This window comes from Kineococcus radiotolerans SRS30216 = ATCC BAA-149, assembly GCF_000017305.1.
GTDB classification, from domain to species: Bacteria; Actinomycetota; Actinomycetes; order Actinomycetales; family Kineococcaceae; genus Kineococcus; species Kineococcus radiotolerans.
This window is the reverse complement of sequence record NC_009664.2, coordinates 1,270,711-1,282,564: the sequence shown is the minus strand read 5'-3', so window position 1 is coordinate 1,282,564 and position 11,854 is coordinate 1,270,711. Positions and strand designations below refer to the sequence as shown.

General features: G+C 74.6%; 9 protein-coding genes. 2 read left to right on the top strand and 7 right to left on the bottom strand.

The features are described from left to right. Nucleotides 1-17: 17 nt before the first annotated feature. Nucleotides 18-1,400: an NAD(P)/FAD-dependent oxidoreductase gene (locus tag KRAD_RS06120; protein WP_012084662.1), complete on the bottom strand. Its 1,383-nt coding sequence runs from the start codon at nucleotides 1,398-1,400 to the stop codon at nucleotides 18-20. 103 nt (nucleotides 1,401-1,503) lie between these two features. Further along, the gene (locus KRAD_RS06115) at nucleotides 1,504-2,091 is read right to left on the bottom strand and encodes a DNA-3-methyladenine glycosylase I (RefSeq protein ID WP_012084661.1); all 588 of its coding nucleotides are present in this window, start codon (nucleotides 2,089-2,091) and stop codon (nucleotides 1,504-1,506) included. Between the two features lie 52 nt (nucleotides 2,092-2,143). On the opposite strand from KRAD_RS06115, the gene aroQ reads away from it, so the two are divergent. Both aroQ and KRAD_RS06105 read left to right on the top strand, forming a co-directional pair. Then, the gene (gene aroQ / locus KRAD_RS06110; RefSeq protein ID WP_012084660.1) at nucleotides 2,144-2,584 is read left to right on the top strand and encodes a type II 3-dehydroquinate dehydratase; all 441 of its coding nucleotides are present in this window, start codon (nucleotides 2,144-2,146) and stop codon (nucleotides 2,582-2,584) included. A 73-nt stretch (nucleotides 2,585-2,657) separates the two neighbouring features. Beyond that, nucleotides 2,658-4,322, top strand: coding sequence for an FAD-binding oxidoreductase (locus KRAD_RS06105; RefSeq protein WP_012084659.1), 1,665 nt, complete (start codon nucleotides 2,658-2,660; stop codon nucleotides 4,320-4,322). A gap of 118 nt (nucleotides 4,323-4,440) precedes the next feature. On the opposite strand, the gene KRAD_RS06100 is transcribed toward KRAD_RS06105, so the two are convergent. From KRAD_RS06100 to KRAD_RS24015, 5 genes are all read right to left on the bottom strand, one after another. Then, nucleotides 4,441-6,030 carry a methyl-accepting chemotaxis protein gene (locus tag KRAD_RS06100; RefSeq protein WP_012084658.1) on the bottom strand — a complete coding sequence of 530 codons (1,590 nt, stop codon included), beginning with the start codon at nucleotides 6,028-6,030 and terminating at the stop codon, nucleotides 4,441-4,443. A 130-nt stretch (nucleotides 6,031-6,160) separates the two neighbouring features. Continuing rightward, on the bottom strand, nucleotides 6,161-7,810 hold the full coding sequence (locus KRAD_RS06095; protein ID WP_012084657.1) for an ATP-binding SpoIIE family protein phosphatase: 1,650 nt from the start codon (nucleotides 7,808-7,810) through the stop codon (nucleotides 6,161-6,163). Between the two features lie 48 nt (nucleotides 7,811-7,858). After that, nucleotides 7,859-8,689 carry an SDR family NAD(P)-dependent oxidoreductase gene (locus KRAD_RS06090; protein WP_012084656.1) on the bottom strand — a complete coding sequence of 277 codons (831 nt, stop codon included), beginning with the start codon at nucleotides 8,687-8,689 and terminating at the stop codon, nucleotides 7,859-7,861. Nucleotides 8,690-8,712: 23 nt separating this feature from the next. After that, nucleotides 8,713-9,900: an MFS transporter gene (locus KRAD_RS25895; protein WP_157873502.1), complete on the bottom strand. Its 1,188-nt coding sequence runs from the start codon at nucleotides 9,898-9,900 to the stop codon at nucleotides 8,713-8,715. 101 nt (nucleotides 9,901-10,001) lie between these two features. Beyond that, nucleotides 10,002-11,762: an EAL domain-containing protein gene (locus KRAD_RS24015; protein ID WP_162145133.1), complete on the bottom strand. Its 1,761-nt coding sequence runs from the start codon at nucleotides 11,760-11,762 to the stop codon at nucleotides 10,002-10,004. Nucleotides 11,763-11,854 lie beyond the last annotated feature (92 nt).

The following is an 11,854-nucleotide window of genomic DNA, read 5'->3' as shown; positions in this document are numbered from 1 at the left end:
CGTGCGGGACAGCGGGGTCAGCCGACCTTGGGCTTGTCCTCGGCCTTGGTGTAGATGTCCGTGTTCTGCGCCGGGGTGATGAGCGCGTCCTCCGGACGGGTCTGGTTCAGCGCGACGGCCTGCACCGGCAGCAGCACGTGCAGCGCCCAGTCGGTGAGCACGCGGATGCGGTTGCTCATCGCCGGCAGGGCGTACAGGTGGTACCCGCGGGCGACGATCTTGGCCGGCAGGCCGGTCATCTCGATGCCCAGGGGCTTGGCGACGGCGGTGCCGCCACCGAGGTCGGCCACCAGGCCGAGGTCCTTGTGGACGTAGTCGGCGGCCTGGCCGATGCCGAAGCTCGCGGCGATGTTCTTGCCGACCGCGGTGCCCTGGCGCTGCGCGTGCTGCGCGGTGGGCGGGGTGACCGGCTGGGGGCCGTCGGCGGGCTTGGGCTTGACCAGGTCCGGCACGGCGGCCGCGTCGCCGGCGGCCCAGACGTCCTCGGCGCCGGCGACCTTCATCTTGGCGTCGACGACGAGGCGACCGCGGTCCAGCGGGAGACCGAGGGTGCCCATGAGCGGGTTGGCCACGATGCCCGCGCCCCAGATGAGGGTGCGCGAGGGGATCGGGGTCCCGTCGGTGAGGTTGATGACGTTGCCCTCGACGGAGGCCACGGAGACCCCGAGGCGGACGTCGATGCCGCGGCCCTTGAGCGCGGACAGGGCGTACTGGCCCAGGCGCGGCCCGAGCTCGGGCAGGACGGCCGGGGCGACGTCGATGAGCAGCCAGCGCACGTCGGCGGCGTCGATGTTCGACCAGCGGTCGGCGACGCGGGTGAGCCAGCGGTGGGTCTGGGCGACGATCTCGGTGCCGGTGTAGCCCGCGCCGACGGCGACGACCGTCATGCGCTCGCGGCGCTCGGCGTCGAAGCGCGGGTCGTCCGGCAGGGCGTCCGCGGCGTCGAGCTGGGAGATCAGGTGGTCGCGCACGAACGCGGCCTCGGTGATGGTCTTCACGCCGCGCGCGTTCTCGGACACGCCGGGGATCGGGAACCGGCGGGTCACCGAGCCGGGGGCCAGCAGCAGCTTGTCGTAGGAGAGGACCTGGGTGTCCTCGCCGACGACGCCGCGCTCGCTGCGGGAGATGGTGATCGTCTTGGCCTCGGGGTCGACCGAGGTCGTGTGCCCGACGACGAGCTTGTGGCGGGGCAGCGCCTGGCGCAGGGAGACCGCGACGTGACGGGGTTCGATGACGGACGCCGTGACGTCCGGCAGGAGGGGGCTGTAGGTGAGGTGGTCAGTCGGGCTGACGATCACCAGCTCCGCCGTGGAGGCCGGGAGGAGCTTCTCGAGCTTCTTGCCGGCGTACAGGCCGGTGAAGCCACCTCCGACGATGACGACTCGCTGTCGATCGACCATGTGGACACCTCTTGTCTGTGGCTCGCCGGGATCGTGGTCTCCCGCTTCGGTGCACCATCTTCGCACCTGCGCGCGAGAACGTTCACGCGGGGCGTGCTGCGCGTCACACCCGGTCCACCTCCACCTGCGCGCGGACCGGGCAGCGGACCAGGTGGTCGTCGACGACGCCGCAGGCCTGCATCGTGGCGTAGGCCGTCGTGGGCCCCACGAACCGGAAGCCGGCCGCCTTCAGCGCCTTCGCGAGCGCCGTCGAGGCGGGGGTGAGGGCCGGGACGTCGGCGGGCTCGCGCGGCGCGGGGGGAGCGGGGTCCGGGGCGGCGGACCACACGAGTCCGGAGAGGCTGCCGCCGCGCTCGTGCAGGGCCAGCAGGGCGCGCGCGTTGGCGATCGCGGCCTCGACCTTGAGGCGGTTGCGGATGATCCCCGGGTCGGCCAGCAGCCGGGCCACGTCGTCCTCGCCGTAGGCGGCGACGACCTCGGGGTCGAAGCCGGCCAAGGCGGCCCGGAACCCCTCCCGCCGGCGCAGGACGGTGATCCAGCTGAGCCCGGACTGGAACGCCTCGAGGGTGATCCGCTCGTACAGCTCGCGCTCCCCGCGCACCGGGCGCCCCCACTCGGTGTCGTGGTACCGCTCGTAGAGGGGGTCGCCGGTGCCGAAGCAGCGGAACGGCGCGGGGTCCGGGGTGCTCACGCGGCGGACTGTGGCAGCCCCCTCGGACACGGGGCTCGGTACCGTCGACCGGGTGAAGATCCTCGTGCTCAACGGTCCCAACCTCGGTCGTCTCGGCCGGCGGCAGCCGGAGGTCTACGGCTCCGAGACCCTGGCCGACGTCGAGGCCCGCCTGCAGCGCCTCGCCGGCGAGCTCGGGGTGGAGGTGGAGCTGCGCCAGACCGACGCCGAGCACGAGATGCTCGGCTGGATCCACGACGCGGCCGACGCGGGGCTGCCGGTGGTGCTGAACCCGGCGGCCTGGACGCACACCTCGGTGGCCCTGCGCGACGCCTGCGCGGAGCTGTCGGCGGGGCTGGTGGAGGTGCACGTCTCCAACGTCCACGCCCGGGAGGACTTCCGCCGCCACTCCTTCGTCAGCCCCGTCGCGACGGGGGTGGTCGCCGGGCTGGGCACCGCCGGCTACGACCTCGCGGTGCGGTTCCTGGCGGGTCGTGTCGTCGGCGGCGCGTAGGCTCGCGCCGACCGTTCGCAGCAGCCGGGTGCCCAGGGGTCTGGGCGTCCAGGGACCAGGTACAGGAGTCGTCGTGGTCGAGCACATGAAGTGGTGGGGCTGGGGCCAGGAGGGCGTCGCGTTCCACCACGAGGACAAGCCGAACCTGGCGCCGTTCGTGAAGCGCGTGTCCGGCATCGACTTCGACGCCCCGCCCGCGCAGGTGCCGGAGCTGTCCGAGCTGGAGGTCCCCGCCTCCCGGGCCTCGCAGGAGCTGCGCGAGGCCCTCGTCGCGGCGCTGGGCGCCGAGCACGTCCACGACGACGACCACGACCGCGTGGTGCACACCTACGGCAAGTCGATGCGCGACCTCGTGCGCGTCCGCCGCGGCGACTTCGGCCGCGTGCCGGACCTGATCCTCTACCCCGGCACCGAGGCCGAGGTGGAGGCCGTGCTGCGGATCGCCCTGGACGCCGACGCGGTGCTCATCCCCTTCGGCGGCGGCTCCAACATCGTCGGCTCCCTGGAGGCCCCGCGCGAGGAGACCCGCCCGGTGCTGTCGCTGGACGTGGGCCGGATGCGCGCGGTCCTCTCCCTCGACGAGACGGCGCAGACCGCCCGCATCCAGGCCGGGGCCCTCGGCCCGGACCTCGAGGCGCAGCTCAACGCGCGCGGCTGGACGATCGGGCACTTCCCCGACAGCTTCAAGCACTCCACCCTCGGCGGCTGGATCGCGACGCGGTCCTCGGGCATGCAGTCCGACCGCTTCGGTGACATCGCCGACATCACCCGCGCCGTGCGGGTGGTGACCCCGAAGGGCCTCGTCGCGACCTCCGAGGTCCCCGTCCAGTCGGTGGGCCCCTCGGTGCGCGAGATGGTCCTGGGCAGCGAGGGCCGGCTCGGGATCATCACCGAGGCGACCGTCCAGGTGCACCGCGTGGCCGAGGAGCGCGTCATCCAGGCGTACTTCTTCCCCGACTACGCCAGCGGGCTGAAGGCCATGCACGACATCGCCGCCTCCGACGCCTCCCCGAGCATCACCCGGGTCTCGGACGCCAACGAGACCCAGTTCACCCTGGCGACGTCGAAGAAGGGCAGCCCCTTGGGGCAGCTGCTCAACAAGGGCGTGCAGCTCTACGCGAGCAAGCGCAAGGGCTTCGACCTCTCCGAGATGTGCCTGTCGTTCATCGGGTTCGAGGGCTCCTCGCTGGGGGTGCGCCGCAACAAGGCGCTGGTCGCCGAGATCGTCAAGAAGCACGGCGGGTTCGGGGTCGGGTCCGGCCCGGGCACCCTGTACGACCAGAAGAAGTTCGACACCCCCTACATCCGCGACTTCATCCTCGACCGCGGCGCCTACGGCGACGTGTCCGAGACGTCCTCGTCGTGGACGACGCTGAAGTCGCTGCACGACAACGTGGTGGCCGCGGCGGGCAAGGCCTTCGCCGAGGTCGGCGTCAAGGGTTTCGTCTTCTGCCACCTCTCGCACAGCTACCACTCCGGGGCGTGCCAGTACTTCACCTTCGCGTTCCAGCCCCCCACGGACCGCGACGGCCTCGAGGCCTACGACGTGGTCAAGGGCGCCATCCAGCAGGCGTTCATCGACAACGGCGGCACGCTGTCGCACCACCACGCCGTGGGGCGCGAGCACAAGCGCTGGGTGAGCGAGGACCTCTCCCCGGCGGGGGCGGAGATCGTCAGCACGCTGTTCGCCGGGGTGGACCCCGGTCGCAACCTCAACCCCGGCGCCATCGTCGACTGATCGCCGCCGTCCCGCGGTCGGGACGGCAGAACGGCACCGGGCCCCGGTCTGCGGAAGCAGACCGGGGCCCGGTGCCGTTCGTGCGGGGTTCAGCCGCGGTGGTTCAGCGGCAGGGGGTTCAGCCGCGGGGCAGGGTGAAGGAGCCCACCAGCTCGTTCAGCTCCACCGCCGCGCGCGAGACCTCACCGGCCGTGGTCGCGGTGTGCGTGGCCCCGGCGGTGGTCTGATCCGAGGCCGCGGCGATGCCGGAGATGTTCGTGGCGATCTCCTGCGAGCCGGTGGAGACCTCGGTGACGTTGCGGACCATCTCGGACGTGGTCGCGGACTGCTCCTCCACCGCCGCGGCGATGGTGGACTGCAACCCGTCGATGCGGGCGATGACCTCGGTGATCTCCGCGATCGCCCCCGCCGCCTCGGTGGCGTCGGTCTGGGTGGCGTTGACGCGGGTCACGATGGACTCCGTGGCCCGCGCGGTCTGCTGCGCGAGCTCCTTCACCTCACCGGCGACGACGGCGAAGCCCTTGCCCATCTCCCCGGCCCGGGCGGCTTCGATGGTGGCGTTCAGGGCGAGGAGGTTGGTCTGCTCGGCGATGGAGGTGATGAGCTTGACGACGTCGCCGATCTCGCGGGAGGAGGCGGAGAGGCGTTCGAGGGTCTCCCCGGCGGACGTGGCGGCGGCGACGGCGGAGGCGGCGGTGGAGGAGGCCTCGGCGGTGGAGGAGGCGATCTCGCGGATCGCGGAGGACATCTGGTCGCCGGCGGCGGCGACGGTGCCGATGTTGGCGGAGATCTCCTCAGTCGCCGCGGAGACGACCTGGGCCTGGGTGGCGGCCTCTTCCGCGCCGGAGGAGAGCTGGGTGGCGACGGTGGTCAGCTCCTCGGAGGAGGCGGCGAGGGTGGAGGCGTTGCCGGCGATGCGGCGCATCGTGTCGGTGAGGCGGTCCATGGTCGCGTCCAGGGCGGTGGCCAGCTGGGCGACCTCGTCCTTGCCGGTGATGGCCACGCGCTGGTCGAGGCGGCCGGAGGCGAGGCCCTGCACGACGTGGAGGGTCTTGGCCAGCGGGCCGGCGATGGAGCGGGAGACGAGGACGGCGACGACGACGGCGACGGCCAGCGCGATGGCGCCGATGACCAGGAGCATCGTCACGGCGGTGTGGTAGTCGCTGGAGCCCGCGGCGGCCATGTCCTTGGCGGCCTGCTGCTCGATCCCGCTGAGCTTGTCGAGCTGGGCGTTCAGGGCGTCCGAGGGGGGCACGGTGAGCTCGGTGCGGGCCTTGACGAAGCCGGCCAGGTCACCGGCCTCGGCGAAGGGCAGCACCTGCTCGCGGTTGCTGCGGTAGGTGGCGATGGCGTCCTCCACCTTGGCGCGCTCGGCCTCGCTGGCGCCGGGGGAGGAGGCCAGGTAGGCCTTCCACGCCTCGTCGTACTTCGCGTCGTCGGCGATGATCTTCTGGACGGCCTTCTCGACGTCGGCCGGCTGGGACAGGGCGGTGTTGGCCAGGTCCATGCGCAGGTTGAGGAAGGCCACCTTGGCGGCGCCGACGGTCTGCACCGAGGCGATCCCCGAGGTCGACATCAGTGACAGGTTGGCCTGGGAGGAACCCAGCCGGGAGATGCCGATGGCGACGATCACGGCCAGCAGCAGGCAGACGACGCCGAAGCCGGCGAAGAGCTTGGAAGCGACCTTCAGGTCGCGCAGCTTGCTCATGGGTTCTCCGGTTGCTCGCACCTGCACCGCAGGTTCACAGGGGGACCACCGCGCCGGGCAGACGGGTGACGACCTCTAGAACATCGGCTGAACCGACCCGGAGCTGAACCCCGCCGGAGCGGACCGCGCCTCAGGCCACGAGCAGACCCGCCCACACCGTCTTGCCGTCCCCGCGCGGGGCGACCCACCACTGCTGGGCGACCATCTCCACGATGTGCATCCCCCGCCCGCCGGTGGCGTCGTCGTCGGACTCGCGGGGCTGGGGGTGGCGGGTGGAGGTGTCCTCCACCCCGACGCACAGCAGCGACTCGTCCAGGTCGTGGCGCAGCGTCAGGGCCGCGGGGCAGCCGGTGTGCAGGAGTGCGTTGGTCACCAGCTCCGAGACCACGAGCTCGGCCTCGTCGGCGCGTTCGGCGAGGTCCCACGCGGCGAGGGTGGCGCGCAGGTGGTCGCGGGCGGCGCGCACCGCGCGGGTGTCCGCGGGCAGCTCCAGCCGGGTCTCCCGCGTCCCGGGGGCGGGCCCGGCGTAGTCGACGACGAGCAGCGCGGCGTCGTCGGTGTTCGCGGTGCGCCGGACGGGGACCAGGACGTCCTCGGCGATCGCGTCGGCGGGGGAGCCGGCGCGCTCGGTGAGGGCGAGCGCCAGGGCCGAGTCGCCGGTGTCCGCGGCGCGGGGCCACTCCACGATCCCGTCGGTGTAGAGCAGCAGCCGGCTCTCGCGGGTGAGGCGGTGCCGGCTCTCGGGGTAGGCGGCGTCGGCCTGCACCCCCAGCGGGGGGCCGGGGTCGACGTCGAGCTCGCGCACCGGCCCGGGGGAGAAGAGCAGCGGAGCGGGGTGCCCGGCGCTGGCGACGACGACCTCGCCGGTGCTCTCGACGAGGGAGACGAGGCAGCAGGTGGCGAACAGGTCGCCCTCGAAGGACTGCATGAGCCGGTTGGTGCGCTCCAGCACGGCGGCGGGTTCGTGGCCCTCGCTGACGTAGGCCCGCACGGCCGTGCGGACCCGGCCCATCATCGCCGCGGCCGCCGCGTTGTGGCCCTGCACGTCGCCCATGACGACGACGAAGGCCCGGTCGGTGCTGATGGCGTCGTAGAAGTCCCCGCCGATCTCGGCGCCGTCGGTGCCGGGCAGGTACCGCGAGGTCAGGCGCACGGCGTCCGTCTGCGGCAGCCGGTGCGGCAGCAGGGCGTGCTGCAGGGCGCGGGCGGTCTCGGCGGCCTGGCGGGCGTGGGCGAGCTGCTCCTCGCGGGCCACCTCGCGCCGGGCCCGGCGCTCGCGGTCGAAGATGGACACGACCAGCTCGGCGAGGTCGGCGAGGGCGGCGCGCTGGTCCTCGGCGAGGACGTGCTCGGCCTCGTCGAAGACGCAGAGGGTTCCCAGGGCGAGACCGTCGGGGGTGACCAGCGGGGCGGCGGCGTAGGTGCGGACCCCGCCGAGGCGCCCGTCGACCCAGGGGTTGGCCGCGAAGCGGACGTCGCGACGGGCGTCGGGGACGTGCACCAGGCCGCCGATGCCGAGGGAGTAGTGGCACATGGAGTCCTCGCGGGCGCAGTCGGCCCGGTCGAAGCCCTCGCTGGCCAGCTGGCGCTGCAGGTGCTCGTCGATGATGTTGACGACGGCGTTGGGCAGGCCGGTGGCCCGGGTCGCCAGCCGGACCACGGCCTGCAGCTCGTGCGGCGGGGTGGCGGTGACGTCGACGTAGTCGCGCACGGCGGCGAGCCGGCGCCGCTCGTCGCCGGTACCGACGACTCCGGCGGTCGACGCAGAAGCAGCGTTCACACCTCTACGTTACCGTCCAACTACGCTGCGTGTTCTAGAAGCGGGGATTCACCGCTGCGTCGGGTGCCGGCGCCGCGCGCCGGACGGCATCGCGTTCCAGACCGTGCTGACCAGCCGGCGCGGGGCGACGTCCAGCAGGGTCGAGACCGCCTTCCACCGCCGCGTCGGCACGCTCACCACCCGGCCCGCGAAGGTGTCGTCCAGCGCCGCGTCCACCACCTCGTCGATGTCCAGCCAGATCCGGTTCGACAGGCTGGAGCTGCCCCCCGAGCGCATCCCCGAGCGGGCGTGGAACTCGGTGCGCACGTAGCCGGGCTCGACCACCGTCGCGGTGACGCCGGTCCCGCGCAGCTCCCCGGCCAGGGTCTCGGTCAGCACGATCACGTAGGCCTTGGCCGCCGAGTAGTGGCCCCCGCCGGGCACCAGCCCGGCCACCGAGCCGACGTTGAGGACCCGTCCCCGCCCCCGCGGCACCATCGCCCCGGCCGCGGCCCGGGACAGGACCATCACCGCCCGGCACAGCACGTCGAACATCCGCTCGTGGTCGGCCGGGTCCCCGTCGAAGAAGCGCTGCTTGAGGCCGAACCCGGCGTTGTTGACGAGCACGTCGACGGGAGCCTCGACGCTGCCCACCCGCTGCGCGACCCGGTCCAGGTCGGCGCGCACCGACAGGTCCGCGGCGAGGACCTCGACGCCGACCCCGTGCTCGGCGCGCAGCGCCGCGGCCGTGGAGTCCAGCCGCTCGGCGTCGCGCGCGACGATCACCAGGTCGTGCCCGCGCCGGGCCAGCGACCGGGCGAAGCCCGCCCCCAGCCCCGCGGTGGCGCCCGTCACCAGGGCGGTCGGGCGGGCGGGGCGGGGCGGCGTGGCGCTGGTCACGAGGCAGGAGCCTACGGGGGCGCTCAGACCGGCAGGGCCGCCGGTCGCCGGGCCCACACCCGCTGCGCCGCCAGGCACGCCACCGCCGCCAGCAGCACCGCACCGGCCGCCGTCGCCAGCGCCTCCCCGGGCCCGGCGGCGTCCAGGATCAGGCCCGCCGCCGCGTTGCCGAGCGCGGCCCCGGCGGTGATCGCCGTCGACAGCCAGGCCTGCGCCTCGCCCAGCCGGTGCGCCGGGGCGAGCTGGTCCACCAGGCTCTGCGCGGCGATGAGGTTGGGGGAGATGAAGAGGCCGGTGGCGAAGAGGACCAGCATCAGCACCACCAGCGGCACGTCCGCCCCGGCGCAGGCGGCGACCGCGAGCAGCAGCGCCCCGAAGACCGACAGCGACACCAGCAGCCGGCGCCGGTCGGAGCTGCGCCAGTTGCGGCTGCCGTAGAGCAGCCCGCCCAGGGCCGAACCGCCCGCGATGGGGGCGAACAGCACCCCGAGGCGGTCCGCGGAACCCAGCAGGTGCTCGGTCAGCCCCGCGAGGGACACGTCGAGGATGCCGAAGCCGACGCTCATGGTCGCCATGACGACCATGAGCAGGACGAACCCGGCGCTGTGCAGCAGGACCGAGGCCCCGCCGTGCGCCTCCTCGTCGACGGCGACCGGCGCCTGCCGCGCCCCGGGGGAGCGGACGTAGGCCAGGGTCCCGCCCACCAGCAGCAGCACCGTCACCAGCAGCGGCAGGGCGGCCACCCCGAGCAGCAGCAGCCCGCTCAGCAGCAGCGGCCCGCCCACGAAGATCGTCTCCACGGCGGCCGCGTCGAGGGCGTAGCCGTGCCGGCGGGCCCGTTCCTCGCGGACCACCACCCGCCAGGTGGAGCGCATCGCCGGGCTCAGCGGCGGGAACGCGATCCCCGCCAGCAGCGCCAGCACCGGCAGCACGAGCACCGGCACCGACGACCACGCGGTGGCGATCGTCAGCAGCAGGAGCAGGACCCCGCTGGCCGTCGCGGTGGGCACCAGGACGCGCGGCTGCCCCAGCCGGTCCATCGCCCGTCCCCAGAACGGCGAGCCCACGGCCAGCCCGACGGCGAACAGCCCCGTCACGATCCCCGCCAGGGAGTACGAGTCGCGCTGGTCGCGGACCAGCAGCACCAGCCCCAGCGGCGCCGTGGCGATGGGGACGCGGGCCACCACCGAGGAGACGAACGGACGAGCCACCAACGGATCGCGCAGCAGCGCGAAGTACCCCGACATCCCCACCAAGTCCCTCGTCGACGAGCGCGGCAGCGCGCCCGCACCGGATTTCGGGAACGAGCCTCTCAGACCAGCCAGATCCGCGCGCAGTGCCCACCCGCGCGGCGCGCCGCGTCGAGCGCGGCCAGCGCCTGCCGCTGCGCCTCCGCCCCGGTGTGGGCGCGGGTCGGGGCCAGGCTCGCCCCGATGCTCACCGAGACGTCGGGGTGGGAGTCCATCGAGGTCTCCACCGCCATCAGCAGGGCGTCGGCGACGCGTTCCACGACCCCCTCGCTGCCGGAGCGGGGCAGCCCGGTCAGCAGGACGGCGAACAGGTCCGGCCCCACCGGCAGCCACCGGTCCACCGAGCGCACCGCCCGGCGCATCCGGCGGACGACCTCCGCGCGCGCGGGCCCGCACCGCCCCTCGGTCCCGACGGCGGCGTCGACGCCGACGACCAGCAGCCCGGTCCCGGTGCCGGCCCGGCGGCCCTCCTCCAGGGCCTCGCCCACCTGCTCGCCGAGTCCCGCCGCCGGCGGTCCGGCCTCGACCGCGGGCCGGTGGGCGAGGACGGGGGCGGTGACGGGGGCGGTGACGGGGACGGGAACGTGGTCCGGCGCGTCCCGGACGAGGTCGGTGACCAGCGCGGTGACGAGGGCGCGGTCGTGGGAGACGACGAGGTCGAACTCCCCGGTGCCGGCGACGGGGCGGGCCAGGACGGCCCCGGCGAAGTGCGGCCCCAGGACGACGGTGCCGCGCACGTCCTCGCCGCGCCCGTCGGCGCCGGGCAGGCTCAGCGCGAACCCGGCGCGGCGGGCGAGCTGCTCGTGCCGCGCGGCCCGCTCGGGGGAGGTGGCGCCCACGCCGACGACGGTCGACGGCTCGACGCCGCGCAGCGCGTGCCGCTCCAGGTGGCGCAGCGCCTCCTCGACCACGTCGGTCCCCGCCCGGCGCGCGGGCCGGCGCCGTTCCAGCGCCGCGAAGGGGGTGGGGCCGTCCCCGCCGGGACCGGCGGGGGGCAGCACGGGCAGCGGGTGCGCGGGGACGGGGGTGCGGGCCAGGAGGTCGCCCAGCGCGGCCGGGCGTCCGAAGAGCCACCCCTGGCCCAGCGTGGCGCCCAGGGCCCGGGCGGTGCGCAGGTGCTCCTCGGTCTCGACGCCCTCGGCCAGGACGGTCGTCCCGTCCCGCTCGGCCTGCGCGGACACGGCCTGGACGATCGCGGCGACCTCGGCCTCGGGGCGCGCGGCCAGCAGGCGCAGGTCGAGCTTGACGACGTCGGGCCGCAGCAGGGGCAGCAGGGCCAGGGCGGCGGGGTCGGCGCCGAGGTCGTCGAGGGCCACGCCGAGGCCGCGGGCGCGCAGCCCGGCCGCGGCGCGCAGGACCTGCCCGGGGCGGGTGGTGAGCGCGCGCTCGGTGAGGTCGACCACGACGGGCCGGGCGCCGGCGACCCCGGCGGTGAGCTCCGCGGGGAGCTCCTGGTCGGGGGAGCCGTTGAGGAACAGCGTCCAGGGCGCGGCCAGCCCCGCGCCGGTCGCCGCGCGCAGCGCCGTCCGCAGGCAGGCGCGGTCGAGCTCCGCGAGCCGGCCGGTGCGCGCGGCCGCGTCGAAGAGCTGCCCGGGGGTGGCCAGGCCGGAGCCGCGCGGGCCCCGGACCAGGGCCTCGACGGCCACCGGGCGCCGGGAGTCCAGGTCGACGACGAGCTGGAAGACCGTGCGCAGCGCGTCCTCGCCCAGCACGCGGTCCAGGTCGACGGGAGCGGCCGTCGCGGGGTCGGTGCGCAGGGGGGTCACCGGGACGACGTCGGCACGTCGGGTCGCGGACTTGAGCCCGAACGGGTGAGTCGTCACGGAGGGTGAGGACCGGTCGGCGGGCCCGGCGCGATCGTCCGACATGGTCGAACGCACCGCGTTGACGGCGCTGGTGGCCCCTCCTACGTTGC